Source organism: Paraburkholderia madseniana (assembly GCF_009690905.1).
Classification (GTDB): domain Bacteria; phylum Pseudomonadota; class Gammaproteobacteria; order Burkholderiales; family Burkholderiaceae; genus Paraburkholderia; species Paraburkholderia madseniana.
Window position 1 is genome coordinate 58,558 of sequence record NZ_VOSW01000041.1, and the last position, 26,463, is coordinate 85,020.

The window sequence follows — 26,463 nt, forward strand, 5'->3', positions numbered from 1 at the left end:
ATTACAAAACGCCTGTTTTCTAAAAAAACGATTATACGGCGTCTGCACATCGTTTCGATTACTCGGCCCTCAAAACGATTACAAAACGCCTGTTTTTCAAAAAAACGATTACTTTTCCTTCTCGAGGCCGCTGATTCAGGTCCCGGACAGCGCCATCCACCCGAACCGCCGCGACAACCTCAGCGTCGCGGCTCGCAAAGTATGCGCGGGACCGCCCGTGAGCTCGCTATCGAAGCTGCCGCTCGGCCCCATCACCGCGAGCACCAGACAGATGCTGCCGGTATGGTCCAACACCGGCGCAGCCAAGGTGTTGATACCCGGCACAGGCCGGCTTAACGCGGTATCGATGCCATCCGCGCGTATTTGCGCGAGCCGCTGCGCATAGGCCTTTGTCTCCCCCGCCTCAGCCCCCGCCAGCCGCAAATGATCCTGCGCCAGCAGCCCATGACGCACGTCGTCCGCGACATAAGCAGCAAACACACGCCCAATCGCCGTATTCACCAGCGACATCACCGTGCCGACCCGCAAGCTCACATGCAGCGGCCGCGCGGACTCTTCCAGTCGCACGACGGTCGGCCCGAGCGGCCCAAGCACCGCCATCGCGACACTCATTCCCGTCGATACCGCCAGTTCGACCACTTCCGGCTCGGCTTCCCGCGTCGGCGACAAACGCTGCAAGCCGATCAGCCCCAGTTCAAGCGCTAAAGGCCCGGCTTCGAAACAACCCGCAGCATCGCGGTTCAGCAAACCTATCTTGAGCAGACTTACCAGATGCGGAAACGCTTTGGCCGGGGGCATGCCCGCAGCGGCCGCAAGATCGCGCAAGCTCAACGGCCGCGCAGCAGCAACCAGCGCACCAAGTAATTCGCCCGTGCTATCGAGCGACTGGATACCGCGCTGCGGTTTCGCATCGGCGGAAGTGGCAGAAGCGCCGGAGGCAGCGTAAGAGGTGTCGAGAGAGTCGGTCACGATGCTGAAGAAGCCAACAAGGAAGGCGCTGCCGCAAGTTCAGCACTGATGTCATGAGCCGCAGCAAGCAGCGCGCGAGCCGTCGGGCCATCGGCGGCAACGTCGATCGCGCCCGTCGAGCCGATCACGGTCAGCGCGAGGCACAAGCGGCCGTCCGCATCGAGCACCGGTGCGCTCAAACTGCTGATACCTGGACTCGGCGCATCGACGCTGCATTCCAATCTGCGTGCGCGGATAGCATCTAAAGCCGCTTCGAACGTGGCACGTTCATCAGGCGGCGTCATCGCGCTACTCGCAGCACCCGACTGATTCGCCCACATCCCCGCCAACGCCTCGCGTGGCAGAAAAGCGCAAAACACGCGACCCGTCGACGTCGCCGGCAGCGACATCACCGTGCCCACATGCAGATTCACATGCAACGGAAATCCCACGTGCTCATAGCGGACGATGGTCGGCCCTTGCGGCCCGGCAATACAGATCGCGACGCTGAACCCGATCGTTTCGGCCAAAGCCACGACGCGCGGCACGGCGGCGCGAAACGCCGGCTGGTTCTCCAGATGCATCAAACCCAGCCGCAACGACAGCGGACCCGGTTCATAACGGCCCGACAATTCGTCGCGTTTGATCAGACCTAAGCGGCTCAAGCTCACCAGATAAGCGTGCGCTTGCCCCGGCGCGATCTGCGCGGCGGTGGCGAGATCGGACAAAGCCAGCGGGCTGCGCGCCTGCGCGAGCGCCAGCAACACGCGGCCGCCTACTTCAACGCTTTGAATCCCGCGCTGCGTTTTGCCGCCATCCGCCGTCTCGTTGCCGCCTGAGCCTTTGCCGGTGGCCGATTTCGCTGCTTTGCTCACGCCCGCGCTCGTCCGTAAAAAGGGTCCATGTTAGCCGAAGCCCCGCGCGAAAGCCGCGCCTTCCTGTCCTTATCTTAGGCTGCCAGGGATTTGCGTATAGCGATACATTTCGCTATTGACAAATAAACCGGCCCGGCCATAAGATGCATTCACCCCGACATACCGGTGCAGTCACAGAGTCAAAACGGGGCGAGACAAGCCTCCAATACCGTCAGCCCGCGCCTCTGAAATCCGAACGCGCAGCCGGCCGTCTCGCCTCACGTCCAACATTTGAGGGAGACAAGCATGGCAAAGGCATTCGCATCCCAGGCCGACCTGGAAGTCAAGAAAGTCACGTGGACCAAGCTATCCGAGAACGCCTACGCGTACACCGCTGAAGGCGATCCGAACTCGGGCGTGATCATCGGCGACGACGGCGTGCTGATCGTCGACACCACCGCCACGCCGGCCATGGCGCAAGACCTCATCGCGAAGATTCGCAGCGTCACCGACAAGCCGATCAAATACGTCGTGCTGTCGCACTACCACGCCGTGCGCGTGCTCGGCGCGTCGGCGTATTTCGAAGAAGGCGCGCAACAGGTGATCGCGAGCCGCGGCACGTACGAGATGATCGTCGAGCGCGGCGAGCAGGACATGAAGTCGGAAATCGAGCGCTTCCCGCGTCTCTTCGCCGGTGTCGAAACGGTGCCGGGCCTGACGTGGCCGACGCTCGTGTTCGAAAAAGAAATGACGCTGTTCCTCGGCAAGCTCGAAGTGCGTATCGCGCATCTGGGCGCGGGTCACACGAAGGGCGATACGGTGGTGTGGCTCCCGTCGCAGAAGGTGCTGTTCTCCGGCGACCTGGTCGAATACGACGCAGCCTGCTATTGCGGCGATGCTCAACTCGAACAATGGCCGGCCACGCTCGAAGCGCTGCGCGCGCTGAAGGCGGAAAAGCTGGTGCCGGGTCGCGGTCCTGCATTGACCACGCCGGAAGACGTCAACAAAGGCCTCGACTACACGAAGGACTTCGTCACTACGCTGTTGCAGCAGGGCCGCGAAGCCGTCGAACAGAAGCTCGATCTGAAGGCCGCGATGGCGCACACGCGCAAGGCAATGGATCCGAAGTTCGGCCATGTGTTCATCTACGAACACTGCCTGCCGTTCGACGTCTCGCGGGCTTTCGATGAAGCGAGCGGCATCACGCATCCGCGCATCTGGACCGCGCAACGCGACAAAGAAATGTGGGACGCGCTGCAAGCCTGATAACAGCATCGAAACGCCGGAAAGCGTCAAGCAGAGCAGAGCGGAGAAGGACGGAGACACAAGATGAGCATCAACTACCAGACGCTGTCGTTCGACTATAAGCCGTGCCGGGAGCAGGCCGGGCAGGGCGATGCGGAACAGGTGGCCTATCCCGTGATCGTGGTCGGCGCGGGGCCGGTGGGCCTCGCTACCGCGATCGATATCGCGCAACAGGGCGTGCCGGTTGTGCTGGTCGACGACGATTGTTCGTTGTCCACCGGTTCGCGAGCGATCTGCTTCTCGAAGCGCTCGCTCGATATTTTCGACCGGCTCGGCTGCGGGCAGCGCATGGTGGACAAGGGCATCAGTTGGAATGTCGGCAAGGTGTTCCTGAAAGATGAACTGGTGTACACGTTCAATCTGCAACCTGAAGCGGGCCACAACCGGCCCGCATTCATCAACCTGCAGCAGTACTACGTCGAAGGCTTCCTGCTCGAACGCGCGCAGGAGATGCCGAATCTCGAGATCCGCTGGAAGAGCAAAGTGGTCGGCGTGCAGCAGAGCGGCACGACTGGCACTGCGCAAGCCAGCGTGACGCTGACCGTCGATACACCGAACGGTCAGTACCCGTTACGCGGCCGCTATGTGGTGGCCGCCGACGGCTCGCGCAGTCTGATGCGCAATCTGATGGGACTCGACAGCCACGGCGTCACGTTCAAAGATCGCTTCCTGATCGCGGACGTGAAGATGGAAGCAGAGTTTCCGACTGAGCGTTGGTTCTGGTTCGATCCGCCGTTCCATCCGAATCAATCGGTGCTGTTGCATCGTCAGCCGGATAACGTGTGGCGGATCGATTTCCAGTTGGGCTGGGACGCCGATCCGGTGCTGGAAAAAACGCCGGAACGCGTGATCCCGCGCGTGCGTGCGTTGCTTGGACCGGAGGCGAAGTTCGAGCTGGAATGGGTCAGCGTCTATACGTTTTCGTGTTTGCGCATGGACCGTTTCCGGCACGGCAACGTGTTGTTCGCGGGCGATTCCGCGCATGGCGTGTCGCCGTTCGGCGCACGTGGCGCGAATAGCGGCGTGCAGGACGCGGAAAACCTCGCATGGAAACTGACGATGGTGCTCGAAGGCAAGGCCTCCGACGCGTTGCTCGATACGTATGCAAGCGAGCGCGAATTCGCCGCTGATGAAAACATCCGCAACTCCACCCGCTCGACCGATTTCATCACGCCGAAGAGTCCGGTTAGCCGGGTGTTCCGCGATGCTGTGCTGAAGCTCGCGCGGCATCACCCGTTTGCGCGGCAGTTGACGAATAGCGGCCGCCTGTCGGTGCCGGCGGTGTTGCGTGATTCACCGCTGAACACAGCGGACAGTGACAGCTTTGAAGGTCTAATGGTGCCGGGGGCATCGTGTGTCGATGCGCCGGTTCATGCCGCCGGGCAACCGGCATGGCTGTTACAGCAACTCGGTCAGCAGTTCACGGGCGTATTGTTCTGCGGCTCGGAAGGTATCGATCAGGCGACGCAAGCTGCGTTGGATGCATTGCGAAGCGGGCCGATTCCGCTGAAGCTCGTTGTGGTCGCAAGTGGCGATGCGCAGATCGATGCGGCTTTGGGTGCAAAGGTTGTGCACGACGTCGACGGTCTTGCAGCCGCTCGTTACGACGGCAAACCCGGCACGTTCTATTTGATCCGGCCGGACCAGCATGTGTGCGCGCGTCGTCGGCAACTCGACGCGAGCTTTGTGGAAGGTGCGTTGAAGCGAGCGTTGTGCGTTGAGGGCACGGCCTGAAGGTAGGGCAAACGCAGCACATCGGCAAAAGAAAATAGCAGGAGACAGTGATGGCATTAAACACGCAACCCAATCTCGCCCGCCCCGACGATTTCTACGAGGCACTGATCGACATGCATCGCGATCTGGACGATGCGCAAAGTCAGTCAGCCAACGCGCAACTGATCCTGTTGCTCGCCAATCATATTGGCGATCACGCGACGCTGCTCGAAGCGATGCGGCATGCACGTGAAGGCGTGACCGATGCTTCGGGGCAAGGTGCGCAGACGCGTTCGCTGGCTGCCTGAACACGCGGCGCGGCGAGTAGTAACGATAAAACGCTGCACGCGCGTGGCCGTTCGAGCCACGCGCAATCCACCACGGCGCGCGGCGCATCGATACCGCCGCATGCCGTTCCAGTAGAAAACCGAAACGCGGCGCATCAAGACGCCGGACCCAGCGGGTCCGTTGGACCCTCACGTTTGGAGATGACCCATGAGCCAATCCCTCGCCCCCACGCTCGCGCCGGGCGCATCCGCTGCTGTGCACGACGACTTGTTATATCGCAAGGTCTCGACGCGGATCATTCCGTTTCTGTTTCTGTGTTACGTGGTGTCGTTTCTCGACCGCATTAATATCGGCTTCGCGCAATTGCAGATGAAGCATGACCTCGGTTTCAGCGACGCCATGTATGGTTTGGGCGCAGCGGTCTTCTATATCGGTTACGTGTTGTGTGAAGTGCCGAGCAATATGCTGCTCGCGCGCTTCGGCGCGCGCCGCACCTTCACGCGGATCATGCTGCTGTGGGGCATCGCATCGGTCGGCATGATGCTGGTGTCGAAGCCCACGCACTTCTACGTGCTGCGTTTTATGCTCGGCGTGTTCGAAGCGGGGTTCTTCCCCGGCATCGTGCTGTATCTGACCTACTGGTATCCGGCGCGGCGGCGCGCAGCCGTGCTGTCGATTTTCTTCGCGGGCGTCGCAGTGGCGGGTGTGCTCGGCGGCCTGGTGTCCGGTTGGATAATGCGCGATATGGGCGGCGTGATGGGGCTGTTCGGCTGGCAGTGGATGTTCGTGATCGAAGGTGCGCCGGCCATCGTACTCGGCCTGCTTGCCGCGTTTTATCTGGTTGATGGTCCGCAGCATGCAACGTGGCTCAACGACGCTGAGAAGGCGAAACTGATCGCGCAGCGCGATGAAGGCCGCCGCGTTTCATCGGACGCGCATTCATCGCGCTCCGTCATACAAGCGCTGCGTAACCCGCGGGTGTATCTGTTCGCGTTCATCTATTTCTCGCTGACCTGCGCGTCGCTGACGCTGAACTTCTGGATGCCGCTGATGATTCGCGACTTCGGCGTTCACGATGTGCTGGCGATCAGCCTGTACACCGTGATTCCGAATGCGGTCGGCGCAGTAGGCCTGATTCTGATCGCGCGGAATTCGGATCGTCGTGGAGAACGACGCCGGCACTTTGCGGTGTGCACGATCGGCGGTGGGGTCGCGCTTTCTCTGCTAACGCTGCATTTGAGCAGCTTCCCGGCGATGCTCGCGATTCTCTCGCTGGCGGCCGTGCTGATCTTCGCCGCGTTGCCGATTTTCTGGACCGTGCCATCGGGCTATCTGTCCGGCACTGCAGCGCCGGCCGGCATTGCGTTGATCAGCAGCATCGGCATTACGAGCGGGATTGTCAGCCCGTGGGTGATCGGTCTGATCAAGACGCACACGGGCAGCATGGACAATGCGTTGTATGTACTGACCGCGCTATTGTTCGTCAGCGGCGTGGCGTTGCTGATTGGCGTGCCGAAGGAAGCGAAGCGGATCTAAAGATCGAAGGGGTTCGGACGTCATATCGGGTAGAGTCACGCATAGTCCTTGCGACTCTTAGGAGTGAGGCCCGAACCTGCAATGCATTCCGTTGAACCTGTTCCCTTACCGCACGACGGCCCGTCCGACGTCTCATTGTGGCGAATCGATTTCGCTTTCGACGCGTCGTTGGAGGATGCCGCCTTCGCCGCGCTCAGCGACGACGAACGCGCGCGAGCCGGCAAATTTCTCCGCCACGAAGACGCGCTGCGTTTCGCGTCCGTGCGCGTGGCGCTGCGCGAGCAACTCGCGCAATGTCTCGGCATCGCGGCACACACCGTCCGGTTCGAACTCGACGAAAACCATCGCCCGCATCTAGCCGATTCCAACGCGCTCGACTTCAACGTATCGCATGCAGGCTCGCATGGGCTCATCGCGATGTCGCCTAAGCGGCGTGTCGGCGTCGATATCGAACATCGCAGCGACAGCTTCGATTGGCATTCGATCGCGACATTGACGCTCGACGCAAGCGAGGCGGTGTGGATCGACAACCTCGATATTGAAGAACAGCGCACCGCGTTTTACGACGCATGGGTCGCCAAAGAAGCGCTCGTCAAAACGACGGGCGTGGGCATCACGCGCGGCTTGCAGCATCTGACGGTGCTGCCGCGTGACAGCGCCGAGGTGACGCTACGCAATGTGATTCCGGATGACATGCGCGAGGTTGCCGCGCGCTGGATCGCGGCGCCTGAAGCCTATGCGGCATGTGTGGCGTGGTCGACGAAAACGTTCACTCGCTAAACGTTTCGTTCGCCAAACACCAACGCCTTCGGCCATCCAACCGCATGCACTTGCGTGATGGGCTGGGCGAGTGCAACCGCCGCACGAATCTTGCCCGACATCGGCAGATCGAGCACATGCCAGCGGCCATGTTCGGCAAGATCGAACGCACAGGATGCGGCATCGCTCGAGAGCAGATCCAGATCGATATCGACCGGCGCATAGCGCAACGCATTGCACAAGCTGCCATAACGCACGCGTTGGCGTGAGGTTTCCCGCGTGTCGTCAAGCGCGGCGCCCGGCGAGGGTACGGCGACGCTCAGACCAAGCGTCGTCGACGCAATGCCGATCACGATCCAGATGCCGGCGTACGCGATATCAATCGTGATGCCGCGGCCGTCGTGCGGATGTCGCGCGCGCAGCTTCTCGTTGCCGTCGTCCTGCAGATCGACCGCATGCGGCTCGCAGTCGAACAGATTCGCGACTATCCAGCGAGTCACCACGCGTGCGCTGATAAAGCGTTTGCGTAGCGCCGCGTTCGGGTGAAGCCGTGCGCGTTCGCGCTCTCCCTTCGACAGCCATGTCTCGCCTTCCTGCACCGGCACCGGCAACCATTCGCAGCGGAACCGCCACAGATGCAACTCACCCGCGCGTGGCGCGGCGACGCTGTGCGGATAGTGGCGCGTTAGCGGATGGGACACGAATTGCGGCGCGGCCGCGCTGACGATCGCGTGTGCGGTCCGAGCAGGTTGAACCGGTCGAGCAGGTTGATCGGCCTGCAAGGCGTTAGCGCTATTCGTTCCGAGCGAGTCGATGCTGTCACGCACACGCGACGGCGCGAGATAAGCGAGTTCCGACGGCATACGCTCGGGTCCTCAATGCATATAGGTGACGCGGCGCGCTTGCACGTCGAGTTCGACACCGGCGTCGAGCAGATCGATGGCGAACCAGCGGATCAGCTTCAAGACGCCACTGACGGCCGGCGCCGGCAGCCATTCGCTCAGCATGCGCAATGCAGCGCCGCTATGCGTCTTTTGCAGCAGCGCGATGGTTTGCAGGATCACGGCTTCGTCCTTGCCGAGATCGCTGGCGCAGCGGCATCGCATGTCGAGCGGACGATAGGACACGTGCATCAGCGAACGCATCAGCAGATCGAAATGTTCGATGCCGTCTTGTCGCAAGCCCACGCCGATCAGGATGTCGCGCCAGTGCACCCCGCCGCGCACGGTTTCACATGCCGGCCGCAGCCAGGTGCGCACGGCGCTGAGGACCGTGCGATCGGGCGCGTCGGTGGAATCCGTGACGTGATCGTCGACCAGTTCAGGACGGCTGCTGTATTGAGAGCGGAAGTTCATCGAGACTCCTGAATGGACACGGTCCAATGAGTCGCGCCGGCCTGATCGGAGGAGGCCACGTCGCAGGCCAGCGCTTGTCGCTCGCGACGGATAGGCGGTGACGCGGTGCGTGCGCCAGGTGCTTGCTTCAATTTTTGGCCGGCTGCGGCGGTAGCCATTCGCGCACATGTTCGCTGCGTGCCGGACGTGCCGTTGCCTGGTCCGAGTTTTTCGACGTGCCGACAAACAGGAAGCCGAGCAGCCGCTCATTCGGTGCGAAGCCCAACGCGTCGTGCAATTGCGCTTCATAGCTGTCCGGTCCCGTGGACCAGAAGCCGCCGTAGCCGAGCGCGTGGATCGCATTCAGCATGTTCATCGTGGCTGCGCCGACCGCCAGCAATTGCTCGACCTCGGGTATCTTCGGATGGGCCGACAGCGCCGCGCCGAGCGCGATCACAAGTGGCGCCGCGTAAGCCTTCTGCCGCCGATGCGCATGCGCGGAGCGCGGCTCGCCCGGCGAACGGGCGCAAGCGAGGTCGACCAGCACGTCGCCGAGCTGGCCGCGTGCGTCGCCGCGGATCGTGACGAAGCGCCACGGCCGCAGATTGCCGTGATCGGGCGCGCGCAAGGCCGCATCGAAGATCAGATCGAGCTCGGCGTCGGCCGGGCCCGGTTCGGTGAGCGGCCATTGGGACTGGCGCGACAGCAGCACTTCAAGTGCGGCCGTCGCCTTGGACCCGGCGGCGGTGTCGGGCGTCGCGGTGGCGGCTGTGCGTTTGCTTTCGGTTTCTGGGCGGCTGATATCTAGCGTGATCATGATTTCGGAGTCGGCGGGTGTCATGGGTGTCATGATGAGCCAATTTCAAGGTAAATGCAAATCATTCGCATTTAGAAAATGAATTGGACAGGGCACTGCATCGGGGTTGGCATAGCCTGCGCGAGGCCAGAAGGCCTTGCAGCTGGGCGTCGGGCGCCTGATCCGCAACTAACCGTCAGCCGAGGGGGAGCGCCCCCAGATATGATGGCGAAATGCCGCAGCAAGCCTGCCGCATCCTTGTCTACCCACGCTAGCCAATGCCGACAAAATCTCTCGACGCCGCATCGACCGCCACGCCCACCGAAGCGGCGCAGCGCCTCCCCACCTTGATGCTGGCTGCCGGCCTGTCCTTAGGCAGCGCGATCGCATTGGGCCTCGCGCGCTTCGCTTACGCATTGCTGTTGCCGTCGATGAAACTCGACCTCGGCTGGAGCTTCGCTCAAGCCGGCGCGATGAATACCGCCAATGCGCTGGGCTATTTACTGGGCGCGCTGGCTTTTCCACGGCTCGCACGCCGCTGGTCGACCGGTGCATTGTTCGGCGCGGGCTGCGTGGCCACTGCGCTTCTGATGGCCATCAGCGGTTTGCTGGCCGACACGCATTCGCTACTCGCGCTGCGCATGATCACCGGCGTGAGCAGTGCGGCGGTTTTCGTCAGCGGCGGCGTGCTGGCGGCGAGGCTTGCGTCGGCGAGACCGCACGATGCAGGGCTCGTGCTCGGTTTGTATTACGGCGGGACCGGGTGGGGCATCGTCGCTTCGTCGGTGCTGGTGCCGTTGACGATTTTCAACGTCGTGCATGGCTGGCAATTCGCGTGGTTCGCGCTGGCCGTTGCGTGCGCGGTGTTCTCCGCGATCGCCATCGGCGCCGCTAGAAAAATCGAAAGCGTGCACGCGATGGGTTCCTCGACCGCGCATGCTTCCGATGCCGCCGACGCGCCACGTTGGCCGCGTTTCAGCCCCGCACTGGCGGGCTATGGACTGTTCGGCGTCGGCTATATCGGCTACATGACGTTCATCGTCGCGCTGCTGCGCAATGCGGGCATGAGCGCGGTGGTGGTGACGGGCTTCTACCTGTTGCTAGGCGTGGCGACGGTCGTTTCGGCACGCTTGTGGTCCAGTCTGCTCGACCGCATGCACGGCGGCCACGCGCTCGCCATACTCAACGCGTTGCTCGCGGTGGCGACGCTGTTGCCCGCGTTGTTCACGCAACCGTGGGTGGCGTTTGTCTCCGGCGTGCTGTTCGGCGCGACGTTTCTCTCGGCCGTGGCGTCGACCACGGCTTTCGTGCGCCACAATCTGCCGGCGAGCCACTGGGGCAAGGGCATAAGCGCATTCACGATCGTGTTCGCGTTCGGACAGATCGTCGGGCCGATGGTGATCGGCTGGGTCTCGGATGGCGCGGGTCTCGCACGTGGGCTGGTCTATTCCGCGTTGCTGCTCGCGGCCGGCGCGGTGCTGGCGGCTTGCCAGAAGCCGTTACGCGGAGCCTGACTGAACGATCCCCAGGTATTCCCGGAGTTCCAGGCGAGTGTCTTAAGCACGTACACTCATCGCTTGTTCCCTGCGCTGAGAGAAACCGTGCCTGTCATCACCTGCATCGAAGATTTACGCGTGCTTGCCGAGCGGCGTGTGCCGCGCATGTTCTACGACTACGCCGACAGTGGCTCGTGGACCGAAAGTACCTACCGCGCCAATGAAAGCGACTTCCAACGCCTGAAGCTGCGCCAGCGCGTGGCGGTCAACATGGCGGGCCGCAGCACGCGCACGGAAATGATCGGTCAGGCGGCCGCCATGCCCGTGGCGCTCGCACCGACGGGGTTGACCGGCATGCAGCATGCCGACGGCGAAATCCTGGCGGCGCGCGCGGCGGAGAAGTTCGGCGTCCCGTTCACCTTGTCCACGATGAGCATCTGCTCGATCGAGGACGTGGCCGCCCAGACCACCCAACCGTTCTGGTTCCAGCTTTACATGATGCGCGACCGCGATTTCATCATGCGGCTGATCGAGCGCGCTCGCGCGGCACGGTGCAGCGCCTTGATGCTGACGCTGGACCTGCAGATCCTCGGCCAACGCCACAAAGACATCAAGAACGGGTTGTCGGCGCCGCCCAAATTGACCCCTGCGAACCTCATCAACCTCGCGACCAAACCGCGCTGGTGCCTCGGCATGCTCGGCACCCGGCGGCGCACCTTCGGCAACATCGTCGGTCATGCGAAGGGCGTGGGCGATCTGTCGTCCCTGAGTTCGTGGACCGCCGAGCAGTTCGATCCGGCGCTGAGCTGGGCAGATGTCGAGTGGGTCAAGAAGATGTGGGGCGGCAAACTCATTCTGAAAGGCATCATGGATGTCGAAGATGCGCGCCTTGCCGCCGACAGCGGCGCCGACGCGTTGATCGTCTCCAACCACGGCGGCCGTCAACTCGACGGTGCGCCTTCTTCGATCTCGGCGCTCCCGGAGATCGCACGCGAGGTCGGCTCGCGCATCGAAGTGTGGATGGATGGCGGCATCCGCAGCGGACAGGACGTGCTGAAAGCCGTTGCGCTCGGCGCGAAAGGCACGCTGATCGGCCGCAGCTTTCTCTACGGGCTGGGTGCAATGGGAGAGGAGGGTGTTACCCGGTGCCTGCAGATCATCCAGAAGGAGCTGGACATCACCATGGCCTTTTGCGGGCACACGGATATCCGTCAGGTGGACGAGCGGATCCTGCTGCCCGACAGGCGTTGAAGGCGGCCGCCAGGCGCGACATCTGGCGTCTGGCAGTCGCCGGTGTTCAGCCAGATGTTCGGCCTAAGCCGTTCGCCGCCACTTCATTCGGCTCGCAGTCTTCCAACGCTTGCAGAAACGTCGAACTCCACCAGTGCACATCGAACTTGCGGATGCGGTTAAGAAGCGCTTCGTGCCGGTTGATCCGCTCGTCAAGCGACATGGTTAGTGCCCGCTGAATGGCCTGCGCCGTGCCTTGCGTGTCGTAGGGATTGACCAGCAGCGCTTCCTTCAATTGCTCGGCGGCCCCGGCAAAACGCGAAAGCACCAGCATGCCCGGGTCGGCAGCGTCCTGCGCCGCGATGAATTCCTTTGCGACCAGATTCATCCCGTCCCGCAAGGGCGTGACGAGCGCCACCCGACTCGCGCGATAAAGACCTGGCAGGCGCTTACGGGCCACGTTCCGATGAATGTAGCGTACCGGCATCCAGTCCAGTTCACCAAAGTCGCCGTTGATCGCGCCGCACAGGCTATCCATCTGACGCCGCAGATCGTCGTAGGCACCGACGTCCTCGCGGCTCGGGGAAGCGATCTGGATCAGCGTCGCGCTATCGCGGTTTTCCGGGTAGTAGGTCAGCAGTTCGCGGAAAGCATGGACGCGTTGCGGCAGCCCCTTCGAGTAGTCCAGCCGGTCGACGCCCACCAGCAAACGCCGCCGCGAATACTCGTCGCGCATCCGGACGAACATGTCGCGGCCTTCCTTCGAGTCGGCAAGACGCTTGAAATCGTCGACGTCGATGCCGATGGGATAGGCGCCGACCCGCAGCGTTCGATTGAATGCCCGAAGGCGATCCGGACTCAAGCGTTGCGCGTGCGCTTCCGATTCGACGTAGTGAGAAAAATGCGTCAGGTCGGCTTCGCTCTGGAAGCCCACCAGATCGTATGCAAAGAGCGAGCGCATCAGCCATTCGTGTTCCGGAATCGCTGCCATGATCAGCGGCGGCGGCATCGGAATATGCAGGAAGAAGCCAATGCGGTTGGTGCATCCCATGGCGCGCAATTCGGCTGCGAGCGGGATCAGTTGGTAATCGTGAACCCAGATGAGATCGTCCGGCTTCAGGAGCGGCAGCAGTTTTTGCGCGAATAACTGGTTGACCCTGCGATAGCCCGCTGCGAATCGCGTGTCGAAATTGGCCAGGTCCAGCCGGTAGTGGAATACCGGCCATAGGACATCGTTGGAGTAACCGAGGTAATACGTGTCGTGATCCTCGCGGCTCAGATCAAGCGTCGCAAGCGTGACGTTGCCGGCCGTTTGGACATGAACTTCCCCGTGGCCGGATTGCGCGCCATCCGCGGCTTCCCGGATCTTGCCGCTCCAGCCGAACCAGAGCCCGCCAGTTTGTTGCAGGCTTTCGCGTACAGCTACGGCGAGTCCGCCGGCTGCAGGCTTGCGAGGGTCGGCAGTGCGATTTGAAACGACGACGAGACGACTCATGAGGTCCTTGTGCTGTTGCGTTCACATGCGATATCCGGCGCGGCCAGCCGTGCCGGACAAGGATCACTTCCTGATTGACGCAGTTTACTATGTCGTCAGCGGATGCTTACGACTGCGCTTCGCCCGTACGCTTCGCTCCTACCGCCTCGGGTGTGCGCGGGCTCGTGCAAGTTAACGATTTCTTCAGATTGCCTCGATAGTGATTTCGGTAGTCCGACCGCAACATGAGGCAAGCGCTACGAACGAGACGCCGCGTGCGAAGTCGTTCGAAACGCCATTGCGGCCAACCGTTTGTTCGTCTGTTGACCGTGTCCGCATTACCTTGCTGGAGTCAGTCAACATGAAAACACTTCGACTCGTGGCGACGTGCGCCGTCGCCCTCATTTTTGGACAAGCGTGGGCGCAAGACAACCCGGTGCAGTCTGCAACACCACCTGCCGCTCAGGACGTCGGCGGCACAACCAGCTCGTCGGCAGGCGAATCAGGATCCGCAGCGAAGCTCACGCGACAACAGGTTTACCAGGACCTTATTCGTTCACGGCAAAGCGGAGAACAAAGCCGCCTGTGGGGCGACCTCTACCACGGCCAATGAAGAACCGGCGCCGTGCGCCGCCCGCCGGCCTTCACGTCGAAGGGCGTAATACGCGCAACGTATGACGGTGCAAGTGGAGGCCCAACGGTACCAAGTCGACAAGCCGCATGCATAGGCTTCTTCCGGGCTTTGCCACGACCGCCCGATCAGTAACCAACATGCTTTTCGACTTTCCGGAACCGTCCCGTCGACCGATAGTGCTGGAACCATGGGTTAGTGCGCAGTTCACACAATCGCGGCGAGCGTTCGGCAACCGCGGCCTCGAGCCAGTGAAACATTTCGTCCGGTTGTGCGAGGCGTGCGTACAATTCCGCAAACAGGAGCGGCGATGTATAGCGCTTTCGGCTCCTTGCCTGTAAATCCTGCAGATACCACTGCAGAACCTTCTGATAGCCACCAGAGTCCCAGATCGCCCGAATGGACGCCGCCCGGGCGAACTCGCTGCACCGTGTCAACGCATCGACGGTCGCTTCGATCGCCTCTTCGTGCCGCCCCTGGACTTCGAATGCAGTAGCCAGCAACTGGTAGATCAACGGCGATCTATTCCCGTGCCCGGTGTCGAGATATTCGCGGATGACCTCCTCGTATCTGCCCGACTGTATTAGACCGAACACGCGCGAACCTTCGAACCCCAGTGGGTCCACACTTTCGGCGAGTTCGAACTGCGCTCTTCCCTCCGCTTCTCGCCCGAGCACCAGTAGAAGCCGTCCGTACAGGCGGCTGGTTTCCGCATGGCTCGGGTTGAGCCGCAATGCCTTCAGAAACTCGGCTTCCGCACGGAGCCAGTCCCAGTCGTAGAAGTAGTGCACACCGGCAAGCGCCTGGTGAGCCTCCGGAAGATTTGCGTCGAGTTCCAGAGCGCGAAGTGCCGATTCGCGCGCTTTGGGGTAACCCTGCGACGGCGCGTAGAACCCATGCGTGGCGGTCGAGCCGAAGATATTCGACAAGCCGACGTAGCCGAGCGCGTAGGTCGGGTCCCGATCGACAGCACTTTCGAAGTAGTTCCGCGCGCGAATGAAGTCCTCGTCGTTTAACGCATGATGTGCGGCGAACCCCGCATCGAAATGAACGCGCCGGGTCCAGTAGTATCGGCCACGCAGGTAGGCATCGTGCGCCATCGGATCGACCGGCAGACGCCTTGCGAGCATGTGTTGCTGCTGTTGCGCGAGCGCCGGCGAGACCTCCTGAGCAAGGGCGGTTCCGACCTCTTTCTGGATATCCAGTGCGCCCCGTGTCATCGGTTCATGCGCACGGCTCCAGATCTGCACCTGATCGACGCAGCGGATCAGGTGCGCCAGGATGCGAACCCTTCCTCCGTCCCGTGTCAGCGAACCTTCGAGCACATAGTCGACTGACAGCTCGTGCGCGATTTCCGCGATGCTCTTATTTACCCGCCGGTAGCGGGCGGCCGTTGTCCTGGCAATGACGAGAATCTGCTCGGGATTGAGCACCCCGATGTTGGCGGAGGTCTCGTCCGCGAGCGCGTCGCAGAGACTGTCTTCGCTTGAATCGCCGGTCTTGTTTTCGAAGGGCAGCACCAGCACGCGGACCGCTTCCGCGGGAATATGCAAAGGCTCTTCGGACAACGTCCGCGTGCCGTTCAGGCGATACCCCTTCCCCTTGACTGTTGTCAGATGCAATGGGTGATCGGGATTTTCGTCTAGCGCAATCCGGATTTTTCTAATTGCTGTATTAATGCTGTTGTCCGTTTCGCGAAAAGCGTTACCTCCCCATAGCGCCCTGACGATGTCTGCGCGCGTCACGAGTTGTCCGTCGCGGGACGCCATCAGGATCAGCAACTCCATCGGCAGGCGTTCGAGAGGGATCTGCTGTCCAGCCCGACGCAATTCGTAGCGCTGGATATCGAGTTCGGTGTCGCCAATCCTGACGAACTCCTGAGGATTCATTTGCGCTCCTGCAACAGCGACTCATTGCCCATTTTGACGCCTATGGCCTCCTGGCGGTGACGCTTCATTCGGAACGACGCAACGAATGCGAATGTCGCGCAAAGCACCATGACAAGCGCGGGTGCAAATGTCCAGTTCGTTGTGGATGCAAGAATGCTTGCGGCGAGCGGCGCTATTGCCATCGGCGCAGCCAGACCGACATTCATAGTGGTGGCGAGGCCGCTGAATCGCACGTCGACGGGAAACATCTCCGCAATCGCACACGCGTAGGTTCCATTTGCACACGAGGCGACGACACCGGCCATCAGAAACAGCAGGGGCAAGCTGGCCTGATGACGCGTCACCGCAACGTAAAAGAAAGGGGCGAACAGCGCTGACAGTACGGCCCCCGACATGAAGACGTAACGTCGCGACAGCAGATCGCCTAAGTACGCTGTGACTAGGATGCAGCCCGAGATGGCGGTTACATACAGGGTCTGGGCGCTCGCAATCTTCCGCGGGTCATAGTGCAGCGTCTGAAGATAGGCTGGCATGTGCGCCACGAAGAGACCACTGGACGCCCCCACCAGTGACGCCGCAGCGACGCCCGTCAGCACGGACGCGGCATGCTTGCGGAACAGTACAGCAAGCGGCTCCCGGTGCCGGGCGCTCACTCTCCCCGCATATTCATCGGTTTCCGCCAACGTGCGCCGCACAACGAAACTCAGCAGACCTAGAAGACCGCCAACCAGAAAGCCGATCCGCCATCCGAATGCGCGGACCTGATCCGAAGTGAAAATCACCTGCACGCCGAGATTGATGCTGATGGCAAGCATCAGCGCAATATTGACAGCGAGAAACACCATGCCGCATAAGATCCCGGGTTTCGCGTGTGCTGTTTCAACGGCATAGATAACTGCTCCCGGCAATTCACCGCCCAGGCACAAACCCTGTGTGATTCGTAGCAGAACCAGGAGCATTGGCGCGGCAACGCCCAGTGATTCGTATGAAGGAAGTATTGCGATGAGCAAAGTCGACACAGCAGCGACCATCGCCGACGAGGCGAAAACAATGCGCCTGCCGTACTTGTCGCCCAGCCGGCCGAGAAAGATGCCGCCCACGAGCCTCGACATGGAACCGGCCGCCAGGACCGCGAACGACAGTGTCTCTGCGGGCACGCCCATTCGTGCCGGGAAGAATTCGCGGCCAATGCTTTGTGCGAAAAAACCATAGACGGCGAAATCGAATACCTCGAGCGCGCCGCCTGTGCTTGCGACGAAAATCATCCAGCGTTGGCGGGGGCTCAAGGAGCAGATCTCAGCTCTTTCTCGACGTCTTGGCGACAAATGGTGTCGGTACGTGCTGACACGCCTCGCTTCCGCATTTCGGGCAAACCGGATGGGCGATCTCATGTTCCGCGAGATGTTCAGCGTGTTCGAACAACTCGCCACATTTCTCGCAACGATATTGGTACGTCGGCATTGCGCTTCTCCAACACGAATTCCACCTGCGCTGGCCAGCTACGGCTCGCCGGCGCTTTCCGGTAGTCTGAAAATTAATTCTAGTGCAGCAAATGCGCAGACATACGCCTCATCGCAGCCAGTGCGCGCCGGTCTACGACGCCACCCGCGACCCGCGCTTCCGCTGGCGGCTGGTTCGTACTAGGCTTGATTGTGGAAGGCATCCGCTGTCTGGCGAAACTTGACGAGCTGACATTCGCTGACAAAAGCAACCTTCCCCCGGTGTTCCTGACGCCACAGAGCGAGGTCCGATATGCAAATGCTTACGGTAACAATCGACAAACCCGAGGCGACGAACTTCATCCTGGGGCAAAGCCACTTCATCAAGTCTGTCGAGGATCTGCACGAGGCACTGGTGGGTACCGTTCCGGGTATCAAGTTTGGTTTGGCCTTTTGTGAAGCATCGGGCAAACGCCTCGTGCGCCGGTCCGGCACCGACGCCGAACTGATCGAGTTGGCGTGCCGGAATGCCATGACCATCGCGGCCGGCCATAGCTTCCTGATCTTTTTGGGCGATGGCTTTTTCCCGGTCAATGTGCTGAACGCGATAAAGGCTGTGCCGGAGGTATGCCGGATCTTCTGTGCGACGGCGAATCCAACGCAGATTCTGGTTGCCGAGACAGATCAGGGGCGCGGTATCCTGGGTGTGGTCGACGGGTTCCCGCCGCTCGGCGTGGAAAACGAGGAGGACGTTCAATGGCGCAAGGACCTGTTACGCGCGATTGGTTACAAAGCGTAGGTGTGGTTACGCTTATTCCGCGACGTGCGCGTTCGCGAGATGCACGCCGGTTGACGTGATCCATGGAGCACCTACATCTCCAGCCCGACACCCTGTGGCCGGCCATCCTGCGCCAGACTGAGCATGCGCTGCGTCGTGGTGCGCTGCGACCGATCGAGACAACCCAGACGCTGATCGAAGAAGGTGGCGTACGCTTCCTGGTCCGCGAGGTCTCAAGCCTCACTCGCAAGGAGGAAGCCCGACAAGCGCCTAAGCCCAACGCCGGGGCGCGCAGTGCGTTCAATCCGTTCCTGCCTTATGACCCGGACCTCTTTGTGGCCGATATCTCGGACACTCACGTCGCCTTGCTCAACAAGTTTAATGTCATCGACCATCATCTCCTGATCGTCACCCGCAGCTTCAAGTCGCAGGACACGCTGCTCGATCTGACGGACTTTGCTGCATTGGTCGAGTGCATGGCTGAGTTCGATGGTCTGGGTTTCTATAACGGCGGCGTGGAGGCCGGCGCGAGTCAACTCCACAAGCATCTGCAGATCGTGCCGCTGCCGCTTGGAGAATCAGGCCCGCCGCTCCCTATCGAGTCCGTCCTTGCATCCGCGTGCATGGACGGTCCGATTCGCAAGGTACCCGGTCTGGATTTCAGGCACGCGTTCGCCCATCTGGAACTGGCGCCTGCCGCCTCAAGGCACGCCGCACACGCCGCTTTCGATTGCTACCACACGTTGCTCGAAGCGGTTGGCCTGCAAGCGGTTGAGGCGAACGGAGAACTTCATCAGTCGGCACCGTACAACCTGCTTGTCGCCCCTCGATGGATGCTGCTCGTGCCAAGGTCTTCGGAATGTGTCGAGGGAATTTCAGTGAATGCGCTGGGGTTCGCGGGATCGCTCTTCGTGCGAGACGCAGCCCAGATGGAAGTCATCAACAGGCTCGGTCCGATGACCGTGCTGCGACGAGTCGCGGTCTCCGCAGACGAATGAGAACGGCAGTCGCTATTTCTCTGGTCACCTAAAATACAGGCATGGTTCTGACCTCAAAGGAGGTTGCCATGACCGAGTCGATGACCAGTTTTGTAGTGGGAATCGCGGTGGTGCTATGCATCGTGATATTTACCGCGATACGTTACAGGCGGGAACACAACGACCGACCGGTCGCCCGCTGGCTGCACACGCATCCGATCAAGGACTGGCTGCACCATAAGCACTGAATGGCGCAACGTGATGTCTGGAAGCGCCGGGCCGCGCGAATGCTGTGGAGGCAGCGATCGCGTGGCGGTCCACAGCGGACTGCGCGGCGCTTCTATGCTGTTTCTTCCGCAAACCGAACTAGATCGCAATCGACGGAATGCTCTTCATGCAGCGGAGGGCAAACATCGAGCGGCTATGGCGAATGCCCGCGATCTTATAGAGCTTCTCGCGCAGAAACCGCTCGTAGCCGGCCGTCCCGTCGACTGCCACTTTGACCAGGTAGTCGTAATCGCCTGACACCAGATACGCCTCCAGCACCTCAGTCAACGTCGCCAGTTCGGCGCCGAAGCGGGCGAGGGCGTCGTCGTCGTGACGGTCGAGCGTGACTTCGAGCAGCACCACGTCGGCGAAGCCGAGCTTCTGCTGATCGAGCAACGCGACGTAGCCGCGGATGTACCCCTCCGTCTCCAACTGACGCGTGCGATTCCAGCACGCCGTGGTCGACATGCCGACCAGTTCGGCGAGTTCGGCGTTGCTCAGGCGCGCGTTCTTCTGCAACTCGCGCATGATCTTCCGATCCTGGTTGTCCAGTGGGCGATTTCGGGTGGTCATGGCATTCTCGGAAGTTTATTCAGATAAATGCCATTTTAAAGGAAGATCGTCCTGCGTCAGGCGGGTGGGCGTATCGCTTTAGGAAGCATATCCAGCCTGCGTCCGGGTATATTTTCAGGGTGCATTCATGCCCGGGACAACCGTCCGGGTCGCCGGCCTCGGGCCTGCGGTCTTGCGCGGCCACAAGCTGCCATCCGGTGTCTCGCTGCCTTCACAGGAAAAGCAGCACGCGGGCGGATTCCGGTGTTACCCGCGCCGGAAGACGCGCTCGCCGGGCATGGTGCATTTTCTTAACTGAATTCTTGCCGACACCAACCGTCCGTACGCGTTCCTTGAACGATCTTCGAGTGCCGCGGCGGCGACGCGCAACGCCGGCAAATCAACAACTTCTCCCGCTCTTCAGCTTGTCTTGGTCGGCGCTCTGGTCGCACTTTGTACGGCGACATTGCGATACACGTCGCGACAGAACTGCATGCCGCCTTCGTGCGCGCCATTGACGGCGGCCGCTATATGCACAGCGCTCACAACAGGTTCAGGCGCCGTCGGATTGACGAGGGTGGCGTCGACGGCAAGTGGATCGGCAGGCGAGGCCCGCATGATACCGATGCCCTTGATCGTTACGGCGAGGCAGGGGTCCGGCACGAGCGGACCATGAGTGGCAGCGACGTTGAAATTGATGTTCAGCGTCCAGAAGCCCTCATGAATGTTCTGATGAATGATCACTGCCTTCACCACGTCCTGGTGTGACAGCGTGTATTCGTTGTTTGCCATCGGTCCCTCCTTGCTCGTACGCAGCGTGTGCGTGCGTATGCAGATATGGCATTTTGCGCGGGCTAATAGGCCTAGTTTTACGCACCGTTTTATACAGCGCAAGTGAAAAGGCAGGTATGTCGACGCGTGATTTTTGCGCTGACGGGAGGAGGGTGACACGCAGGGTGCGAACGTCTCGGGAGGCGCGCGGCCGCCGGGACAGGCAGGGCCGCGCGGATTGATCTTCAGGTGAACTGCTTATGTTGCAAAGGATTAGTGGAAAATGAGGTACAGGATGACCAGTACGATCAACGGGACGCCGAGAAGCCAGCCAAGTAGGTAAGGCATGATGTGATCTCCTTTCGTATCAACGGTTGAATACGATGGTGACTCAGCATCCGGCGTGCCCGTTCAGTTTTACTGCTGACCTGACTACTTCAATTCGGCTATATCACGCCGGCGACGAGCAACACGATCACAATGATCAACACGATGCCAATACCACCGGTCGGTGCGTAACCCCATGAACGGCTATGCGGCCACGTCGGAAACGCACCGATGAGGATAAGGATCAGCACAATCAGAAGAATGGTTCCCAACATATTAATAACCTCCGCTTAGGTTCACAGGACCCGCCTGTCACGACAGCCATGGAGCACGCGGTTTAGGCGAGCTTGCGAAAAGGCAGTATCGATGCCTTGGGGTGAGCAAACCATGTGCCCAAAGTAGAAATCTTGACGCGAATTGTTTAAAACGACCGGTGACTGCTCGCGACCGTATCGACGCGTGGTGCTCTGATGAATCGACCGTCGAGACGATTCGACTTACATCTGGAGCGCTGCTCGCGCTGCACAAGAACCCCTCTCTGCTCTCCTTTCCTCAGACATTTACCGCGCTTCGCAACTTCCCACTGACGTCCCCCAATCGATCGAGACCGTTACGGGCGGTGTTACGTAACGGGCGCGTTACCGCACACGATTCCGCGTCTTTTTTCACTTGTTTTCCGAACGACGGGCTCGGACGAAAACTTATATCTAACAAGCGCTTGCCCAATTTGCCCGGACCAATTGTGAAAGAAATTTAAAGATTGGCATGCTTGCTGCTTTATAGGGTGTGCGGTGCACAAGACTGACAAGACAAGCAGTAAGTGTTGGTGAAGTTCGAATCAACGACTGGCCTGGTCGGGGGTTATCAGGTCGGTTTCCTCAACGCACAAGCGGTGTGATCTTTTGTTCGGATTCATCGTGGCGGCGTTTTGCCTGAGTACCCAGGTTGGACGGGTGCGAATGGCCGGTAGTCAATCCCCCATCGTTGTTCAGGAACGTCCAGTCGCTTGGTTTCGCGCTGGATGAGTGACATCCAGGTTGTTTTGCATTGCGCGCTTCTTCGCGTGCCGGGGTGGTGTTGTTGCGAAGAGCGTGGTGGTGGAAGTACGAGCGACATGAGCTGTTGAAGCGAACACAAGTTGAGCAGCTCGACAAGAACGTTTGGCGCGAGAGACCAGCGTGGGGGATAAAAATGGATACGGCGAATTTTGCGCAGCAAAGAAGAACGATACCGGGGTTGCAAAGCCTGATCGCGCGCTTGCTCGACGTGATGCTCGTCGTCGCCGGGGCGGTGGCCGCTTCGCAAGTGCGATTTGAAGATCTCATGCAAAGCCGTATCGATACCGCCTTCGTTGCGTTTGCTGCGGCGTTTACGTTGGTTCTGTTCCCCGCATTCGGCGTGTACGGCTCATGGCGTGGACGGGCAATGCTGCGCATGGCCGGTCAGGTATCGCTAGCGTGGTTCGTGGTTCAAGGCTGTGGTCTCGCACTGATGTTCTCGCTGCATCGTACGGATTTCATCTCGCGCCTCTGGTTTGCCTATTGGATGGCAATGACGGGCGGTGCGCTGATTGGGTCGCGTCTCGCTGTGCGCGCCGTGCTTGCACGCGTCCGGCACGCGGGGATGAATCTCCGCCGGGTTGCGGTGGTGGGATGCGGGTCGCATTGCCACCAGGTCGTGCGCAATATTGAGGGCTCGACGACTAGTGGATTTCGTGCAGTGGCGGCCTTTGATGTGCGGCCGGTGATGGGGACGATAGGTTCAGGTGTGCCGGTGTACGACGACATCACCAAGTTCGCCGCCTACGTGAGATCCAACGATGTGCAGGAGTTGTGGCTTGCGTTACCGCTTTCCGAGGAACGCACGCTGTCGCGCTTTGTGGCTGAGTTTCGCGACGACCTCGTGAACGTGCGCTTTGTACCTGATATGCGCAGCGTTGCGCTGTTCGATAGCGGCATGATCGATCTGATCGGAATGCCTGCGATCAACCTGGTTGCATCGCCGGTGCCGGCTCGCGCCTTGGTGAAGAAAGAGATTTTCGATCGCGCGTTCGCCGCTTGCGCGCTGGTTGCGCTTGCCCCGGTGCTGATCGCGATTGCGATTGCCGTCAAGCTGTCTTCGCGTGGACCCGTGTTCTTCACGCAGAAGCGCAAGGGTGCGGATGGACGCATCTTCAAGATCTATAAGTTTCGCTCGATGCGTCCTCACGCCGTAGAAACGGGCGTGGTGAAACAGGCCACGCGAGGGGATCCGCGTATTACGCGAGTGGGTGCGTTTCTCAGACGTACTAGCCTGGATGAGTTGCCGCAGTTCTTCAATGTACTGCGCGGCGATATGTCGGTAGTGGGGCCGCGGCCTCATGCGATTGAACACGACGAGCTTTATCAGAAAGTGGTGAACGGCTACATCCATCGGTACCGGATAAAGCCGGGGATCACAGGATGGGCACAGATCAACGGATTCAGAGGGGAGACAGACCGGATCGAAAAGATGCAAGGACGCGTCGAACACGATCTGTATTACCTGCGCAATTGGTCGTTCGGGCTCGACATGCGGATTGTTGCGGCGACGATAGCGAAGGGTCTGGTTCATAGCAACGCGTACTGACACCTGCACACAATAAAAAACACATGGCCATGAAATTACGCGGACAACAACCCCGATCGGCGCCGAGCGCGTTGACGCTTGCTGCAGCCTTAGCGTTTTCCGCTTCGGCGCACGCGGCCGACCCTGCGCTCAATGCACTCGGGCAGGCGGGCGGTTTGGTCATTCCGTATGCGTTTGCACTGCCCGAAGGGATGGTGGAGGCGCAGTACAACAACTACATCGATCCGCGCTACGGGAAGAAAGCGACGGGCGCGCAAATGTATTGGGGCGCGGTGGGGTTGCTGCCTTATGTGGAGTTCTCCGGCGGACTCGCCAATTACCCGGCTGATGTCCACGCGCCATTCAGCGGCGCCGACCACTTCCTGTTTCGTCACCTGATGGGTGATGTCAAGCTCGAAGTACCGAAGTTCTTCAAGTATCAGCCGAGCATTGCGTTCGGTGTGACCGACATTGGCGGCCAGACGCATTTCTTCCGTTCGAAGTACGGCGTGGTGTCGCAAGCATTTGGACCGGTGACGTTGACCGCCGGTTACGGCCAGGGCGATCGCCTCGATGGTTTGTTCGGCGGCGCGCAGGTCTCGCTGTGGAACACGGGCTTGTCGCTGCTTGCAGAAGACGATTCGAAGACGCCTTACGCCGGCGTGCGCTATCAGTCTCCGCGGATTAGCTGGCTCGCCGATGCGAACGTGATCGGCACGTTCATGCGTTCGATCCGCTCGACGGACGGTGTGTCGCCGCGGACGTCGTTCTCGGTGGGCATTCAGATTCCGCTGGGCAAACGCTTTAGCAGTGCGCGGTGTGCAGACGGTTTGTGCGAGGGCCCGCAGGTGCCGGTCGCGCAGACTGCGGATGCCAACGATGACGGTCCCATCCGTCTCGCCAGCCTGCAACCGGTGGATATGCGTGCCGCCACAGTCAACAACAATGCGCTGGCTGCGGCACCGATTACGTATGTGCCACCGCTGCAGTCGTATGCGTCTGTGATGCTGAGTGATGTGACGGCCAAATCGTCGGACGCGCAGTCTCCCGCTATTCCAGAGGCGCTGGACACCTCCGCGCTCGATGAAATCGCCGCGCAACTCTTTGCCGCCGGCCTCGAGCGTGTGCGTGTCGGGATGAGCGGTCGCGATCTGGTTGTTGAGTACGAGAACCACCGCTACAACCAGAACGAAGCCGACGCGCTCGGCATTGCGCTTGGCGTGGCAAGCGTGAATGCGCCGCACGGGACGGACAAGATTCACGTGGTGATCAAGAAGGCCAATGAGCCGTTAGGCGAAGTCATTGTCGATCGCGATGCGTTTGCGCAGTTCGTTGCGGGCGGTGCGCCGACGGCCGCAAGCGCGTCAATGACGATGCGCACGCGTCCGACTTACGACGCGGATTCGATCGCATGGCATGGCAACGAGCATACGCATGGGCTGACGCGGATTCAGATCGAACCGATCGTCAGTTACCTGTACGGCACCGAGTACGGCAACTTCGACATTTCGCTCGGCGCCAACATTGAAGGGTTCGTGCCGTTGTGGCGCGGCGCGGAGTTGTACGCGAGTTATATCGCGCCGATCTACAACACGAAGAACATGGACGAAGGCCGTGTGTTCAGCAATTACCGCCTGCGCGGCGGCCTGAACGCGGTCGCATTGGCACAAAGCTTCTGGATCATTCCGCAAGTGTTCAACGTGGCATCGGTCGGCAAGTTCGATTACTCGTACGTGGGTGTGCAAAACGAAACAACGGTCTTCGTGCCGGGCCGTCCTGACCTGATCCGCTTGCGGCTTGCCTATTTGCACCATGAGCCGGGCCATGACGAATTGCCGGGTGTGAAGAATGCCGAGCTGACTTACCGCTGGGTGCAGCCGTCCTGGAAGCTGTGGATCGAAGCGGGCGTGGCGCGTTTTGTGGGTGGAGACAAGGGACCGGTCGCGACGCTGACGCGCTGGTTCGACGACGTTTCGGTGAGCGTGCACGGCGAACATAGCGGGCAGGGCACGTTTGTGGGCGCAGCAATCAGCTTCCCGCTGACGTTGCGCCAGGGCATGAAGCCGGGGATCAGTCAGGTTTATGGCTCGGAACAGTTCGGGCTTGATTTCCGCACGCGGGTGGGATCGACGAATTATCTGTCGGCCAATGGAGCGGAGAACATGACCTTCCCGTACAGCACGCAGCAGTTCCTGCTGAATCAGGGCCGCTTTAGCGGCGAGTACTTCTCGACCCAGCTTTACCGGATGCGTGATGCGTACCTGCGTTATGGGCGCCCCGGTAGTGGCGAAACGAAGCCGAAGCCGCAAGCGGGTGTACCGGCTGTATCGACGGGCGCTGCGCTTTCACATGGCGTCTGCGGAAACGGTTTGCAGGGTGTAAGCGACGGACGGGCGCTGGTGCCGGTCAATTGTGAATGACTTTCTTTGGAGATAGGCGATGAAGCTTCTAAACGGCGCCACGCTGCGCACGCTGCAGTTCGGATCGATAGTGCTTGCGACCAGTGCGCTGGT

At 60.8% G+C, this 26,463-nt stretch carries 25 protein-coding genes; 13 read left to right on the forward strand and 12 right to left on the reverse strand.

What is annotated here, in order from left to right; genetic code table 11:
- Positions 1-135: 135 nt before the first annotated feature.
- Together FSO04_RS21860 and FSO04_RS21865 are read right to left on the reverse strand one after the other, a co-directional pair.
- The gene (locus FSO04_RS21860) at positions 136-969 is read right to left on the reverse strand and encodes an IclR family transcriptional regulator (RefSeq protein ID WP_168435778.1); all 834 of its coding nucleotides are present in this window, start codon (positions 967-969) and stop codon (positions 136-138) included.
- The gene (locus FSO04_RS21865) at positions 966-1,823 is read right to left on the reverse strand and encodes an IclR family transcriptional regulator (protein ID WP_168435779.1); all 858 of its coding nucleotides are present in this window, start codon (positions 1,821-1,823) and stop codon (positions 966-968) included. Before FSO04_RS21865 ends, FSO04_RS21860 begins: the two co-directional genes overlap by 4 nt.
- Before the next feature lie 285 nt (positions 1,824-2,108).
- On the opposite strand from FSO04_RS21865, the gene FSO04_RS21870 reads away from it, so the two are divergent.
- The 5 genes from FSO04_RS21870 to FSO04_RS21890 all read left to right on the forward strand — a co-directional run bounded on the left by FSO04_RS21870 (position 2,109) and on the right by FSO04_RS21890 (position 7,424).
- Positions 2,109-3,068: an MBL fold metallo-hydrolase gene (locus FSO04_RS21870; protein ID WP_054035596.1), complete on the forward strand. Its 960-nt coding sequence runs from the start codon at positions 2,109-2,111 to the stop codon at positions 3,066-3,068.
- Positions 3,069-3,131: 63 nt separating this feature from the next.
- Positions 3,132-4,841 (forward strand): FAD-dependent oxidoreductase, encoded by a 1,710-nt coding sequence (locus tag FSO04_RS21875; protein WP_154562369.1) that lies wholly within the window; start codon positions 3,132-3,134, stop codon positions 4,839-4,841.
- A 50-nt stretch (positions 4,842-4,891) separates the two neighbouring features.
- Entirely contained in the window at positions 4,892-5,128 is a 237-nt protein-coding gene (locus FSO04_RS21880; protein ID WP_154562371.1) for a DUF2783 domain-containing protein, read from the forward strand.
- Positions 5,129-5,315: 187 nt separating this feature from the next.
- Positions 5,316-6,644, forward strand: coding sequence for an MFS transporter (locus FSO04_RS21885; RefSeq protein ID WP_154562373.1), 1,329 nt, complete (start codon positions 5,316-5,318; stop codon positions 6,642-6,644).
- A gap of 81 nt (positions 6,645-6,725) precedes the next feature.
- Positions 6,726-7,424 (forward strand): 4'-phosphopantetheinyl transferase family protein, encoded by a 699-nt coding sequence (locus FSO04_RS21890; protein ID WP_154562375.1) that lies wholly within the window; start codon positions 6,726-6,728, stop codon positions 7,422-7,424.
- Here FSO04_RS21890 and FSO04_RS21895 read toward each other — a convergent pair.
- From FSO04_RS21895 to FSO04_RS21905, 3 genes are all read right to left on the reverse strand, one after another.
- Positions 7,421-8,266 carry a 4'-phosphopantetheinyl transferase family protein gene (locus FSO04_RS21895; RefSeq protein WP_233464939.1) on the reverse strand — a complete coding sequence of 282 codons (846 nt, stop codon included), beginning with the start codon at positions 8,264-8,266 and terminating at the stop codon, positions 7,421-7,423. The two genes, FSO04_RS21890 and FSO04_RS21895, sit on opposite strands and share 4 nt — an antisense overlap.
- Positions 8,267-8,278: 12 nt before the next feature.
- Positions 8,279-8,758 (reverse strand): hypothetical protein, encoded by a 480-nt coding sequence (locus tag FSO04_RS21900; RefSeq protein ID WP_154562377.1) that lies wholly within the window; start codon positions 8,756-8,758, stop codon positions 8,279-8,281.
- A gap of 127 nt (positions 8,759-8,885) precedes the next feature.
- A complete protein-coding gene (locus tag FSO04_RS21905; RefSeq protein ID WP_154562415.1) occupies positions 8,886-9,554 on the reverse strand; it encodes a nitroreductase family protein in 669 nt (222 codons plus the stop codon).
- 257 nt (positions 9,555-9,811) lie between these two features.
- On the opposite strand from FSO04_RS21905, the gene FSO04_RS21910 reads away from it, so the two are divergent.
- Together FSO04_RS21910 and FSO04_RS21915 are read left to right on the forward strand one after the other, a co-directional pair.
- Positions 9,812-11,047, forward strand: coding sequence for a YbfB/YjiJ family MFS transporter (locus tag FSO04_RS21910; protein ID WP_154562379.1), 1,236 nt, complete (start codon positions 9,812-9,814; stop codon positions 11,045-11,047).
- Positions 11,048-11,134: 87 nt separating this feature from the next.
- Positions 11,135-12,280, forward strand: coding sequence for an alpha-hydroxy acid oxidase (locus FSO04_RS21915; protein ID WP_168435780.1), 1,146 nt, complete (start codon positions 11,135-11,137; stop codon positions 12,278-12,280).
- Positions 12,281-12,326: 46 nt separating this feature from the next.
- Here the strand turns inward: FSO04_RS21915 and otsA are convergent, their stop codons facing one another.
- Positions 12,327-13,754 (reverse strand): alpha,alpha-trehalose-phosphate synthase (UDP-forming), encoded by a 1,428-nt coding sequence (gene otsA, locus FSO04_RS21920; protein WP_154562381.1) that lies wholly within the window; start codon positions 13,752-13,754, stop codon positions 12,327-12,329.
- 340 nt (positions 13,755-14,094) lie between these two features.
- On the opposite strand from otsA, the gene FSO04_RS21925 reads away from it, so the two are divergent.
- Positions 14,095-14,346 carry a DUF4148 domain-containing protein gene (locus FSO04_RS21925; protein ID WP_154562383.1) on the forward strand — a complete coding sequence of 84 codons (252 nt, stop codon included), beginning with the start codon at positions 14,095-14,097 and terminating at the stop codon, positions 14,344-14,346.
- A 146-nt stretch (positions 14,347-14,492) separates the two neighbouring features.
- On the opposite strand, the gene FSO04_RS21930 is transcribed toward FSO04_RS21925, so the two are convergent.
- Genes FSO04_RS21930 through FSO04_RS21940 form a run of 3 tightly spaced genes read right to left on the reverse strand, consistent with a single transcriptional unit; the run spans position 14,493 to position 17,714 of the window.
- Positions 14,493-16,253: a winged helix-turn-helix domain-containing protein gene (locus tag FSO04_RS21930; protein ID WP_154562385.1), complete on the reverse strand. Its 1,761-nt coding sequence runs from the start codon at positions 16,251-16,253 to the stop codon at positions 14,493-14,495.
- Entirely contained in the window at positions 16,250-17,539 is a 1,290-nt protein-coding gene (locus FSO04_RS21935; protein ID WP_166618227.1) for an MFS transporter, read from the reverse strand. Before FSO04_RS21935 ends, FSO04_RS21930 begins: the two co-directional genes overlap by 4 nt.
- Before the next feature lie 10 nt (positions 17,540-17,549).
- On the reverse strand, positions 17,550-17,714 hold the full coding sequence (locus FSO04_RS21940; protein ID WP_154562389.1) for an FmdB family zinc ribbon protein: 165 nt from the start codon (positions 17,712-17,714) through the stop codon (positions 17,550-17,552).
- A gap of 291 nt (positions 17,715-18,005) precedes the next feature.
- Between FSO04_RS21940 and FSO04_RS21945 the strand changes: the two genes are divergently transcribed.
- The 3 genes from FSO04_RS21945 to FSO04_RS46430 all read left to right on the forward strand — a co-directional run bounded on the left by FSO04_RS21945 (position 18,006) and on the right by FSO04_RS46430 (position 19,695).
- Complete coding sequence (locus tag FSO04_RS21945; RefSeq protein WP_154562391.1) at positions 18,006-18,491, forward strand: adenosine-specific kinase; 486 nt, start codon at positions 18,006-18,008, stop codon at positions 18,489-18,491.
- 62 nt (positions 18,492-18,553) lie between these two features.
- The gene (locus FSO04_RS21950) at positions 18,554-19,468 is read left to right on the forward strand and encodes an ATP adenylyltransferase family protein (protein WP_154562393.1); all 915 of its coding nucleotides are present in this window, start codon (positions 18,554-18,556) and stop codon (positions 19,466-19,468) included.
- Positions 19,469-19,536: 68 nt separating this feature from the next.
- Complete coding sequence (locus FSO04_RS46430) at positions 19,537-19,695, forward strand: hypothetical protein (RefSeq protein WP_166618229.1); 159 nt, start codon at positions 19,537-19,539, stop codon at positions 19,693-19,695.
- Positions 19,696-19,813: 118 nt separating this feature from the next.
- On the opposite strand, the gene FSO04_RS21955 is transcribed toward FSO04_RS46430, so the two are convergent.
- The 3 genes from FSO04_RS21955 to FSO04_RS21965 form a co-directional block, all read right to left on the reverse strand.
- On the reverse strand, positions 19,814-20,287 hold the full coding sequence (locus FSO04_RS21955; RefSeq protein ID WP_154562395.1) for an Lrp/AsnC family transcriptional regulator: 474 nt from the start codon (positions 20,285-20,287) through the stop codon (positions 19,814-19,816).
- A 399-nt stretch (positions 20,288-20,686) separates the two neighbouring features.
- Complete coding sequence (locus FSO04_RS21960) at positions 20,687-21,058, reverse strand: hypothetical protein (protein ID WP_154562397.1); 372 nt, start codon at positions 21,056-21,058, stop codon at positions 20,687-20,689.
- A gap of 425 nt (positions 21,059-21,483) precedes the next feature.
- Entirely contained in the window at positions 21,484-21,639 is a 156-nt protein-coding gene (locus FSO04_RS21965) for a DUF3309 family protein (RefSeq protein ID WP_154562399.1), read from the reverse strand.
- A gap of 952 nt (positions 21,640-22,591) precedes the next feature.
- Between FSO04_RS21965 and FSO04_RS21970 the strand changes: the two genes are divergently transcribed.
- Positions 22,592-23,971 carry an undecaprenyl-phosphate glucose phosphotransferase gene (locus FSO04_RS21970; RefSeq protein ID WP_168435782.1) on the forward strand — a complete coding sequence of 460 codons (1,380 nt, stop codon included), beginning with the start codon at positions 22,592-22,594 and terminating at the stop codon, positions 23,969-23,971.
- A gap of 23 nt (positions 23,972-23,994) precedes the next feature.
- Positions 23,995-26,370, forward strand: coding sequence for a YjbH domain-containing protein (locus FSO04_RS21975; RefSeq protein WP_154562403.1), 2,376 nt, complete (start codon positions 23,995-23,997; stop codon positions 26,368-26,370).
- Positions 26,371-26,463: the final 93 nt, after the last annotated feature.

Bases quoted from the DNA above. Each gene is read 5' to 3' on its own strand.
- FSO04_RS21870 (WP_054035596.1), top strand. From the start codon at position 2,109: ATGGCAAAGGCATTCGCATCCCAGGCCGACCTGGAAGTCAAGAAAGTC.
- FSO04_RS21875 (WP_154562369.1), top strand. From the start codon at position 3,132: ATGAGCATCAACTACCAGACGCTGTCGTTCGACTATAAGCCGTGCCGG.
- FSO04_RS21880 (WP_154562371.1), top strand. From the start codon at position 4,892: ATGGCATTAAACACGCAACCCAATCTCGCCCGCCCCGACGATTTCTAC.
- FSO04_RS21885 (WP_154562373.1), top strand. From the start codon at position 5,316: ATGAGCCAATCCCTCGCCCCCACGCTCGCGCCGGGCGCATCCGCTGCT.
- FSO04_RS21890 (WP_154562375.1), top strand. From the start codon at position 6,726: ATGCATTCCGTTGAACCTGTTCCCTTACCGCACGACGGCCCGTCCGAC.
- FSO04_RS21895 (WP_233464939.1), bottom strand. From the start codon at position 8,266: ATGCCGTCGGAACTCGCTTATCTCGCGCCGTCGCGTGTGCGTGACAGC.
- FSO04_RS21900 (WP_154562377.1), bottom strand. From the start codon at position 8,758: ATGAACTTCCGCTCTCAATACAGCAGCCGTCCTGAACTGGTCGACGAT.
- FSO04_RS21905 (WP_154562415.1), bottom strand. From the start codon at position 9,554: ATGATCACGCTAGATATCAGCCGCCCAGAAACCGAAAGCAAACGCACA.
- FSO04_RS21910 (WP_154562379.1), top strand. From the start codon at position 9,812: ATGCCGACAAAATCTCTCGACGCCGCATCGACCGCCACGCCCACCGAA.
- otsA (WP_154562381.1), bottom strand. From the start codon at position 13,754: ATGAGTCGTCTCGTCGTCGTTTCAAATCGCACTGCCGACCCTCGCAAG.
- FSO04_RS21925 (WP_154562383.1), top strand. From the start codon at position 14,095: ATGAAAACACTTCGACTCGTGGCGACGTGCGCCGTCGCCCTCATTTTT.
- FSO04_RS21930 (WP_154562385.1), bottom strand. From the start codon at position 16,253: ATGAATCCTCAGGAGTTCGTCAGGATTGGCGACACCGAACTCGATATC.
- FSO04_RS21940 (WP_154562389.1), bottom strand. From the start codon at position 17,714: ATGCCGACGTACCAATATCGTTGCGAGAAATGTGGCGAGTTGTTCGAA.
- FSO04_RS21945 (WP_154562391.1), top strand. From the start codon at position 18,006: ATGCAAATGCTTACGGTAACAATCGACAAACCCGAGGCGACGAACTTC.
- FSO04_RS21950 (WP_154562393.1), top strand. From the start codon at position 18,554: ATGGAGCACCTACATCTCCAGCCCGACACCCTGTGGCCGGCCATCCTG.
- FSO04_RS46430 (WP_166618229.1), top strand. From the start codon at position 19,537: ATGACCGAGTCGATGACCAGTTTTGTAGTGGGAATCGCGGTGGTGCTA.
- FSO04_RS21955 (WP_154562395.1), bottom strand. From the start codon at position 20,287: ATGACCACCCGAAATCGCCCACTGGACAACCAGGATCGGAAGATCATG.
- FSO04_RS21960 (WP_154562397.1), bottom strand. From the start codon at position 21,058: ATGGCAAACAACGAATACACGCTGTCACACCAGGACGTGGTGAAGGCA.
- FSO04_RS21965 (WP_154562399.1), bottom strand. From the start codon at position 21,639: ATGTTGGGAACCATTCTTCTGATTGTGCTGATCCTTATCCTCATCGGT.
- FSO04_RS21975 (WP_154562403.1), top strand. From the start codon at position 23,995: ATGGCCATGAAATTACGCGGACAACAACCCCGATCGGCGCCGAGCGCG.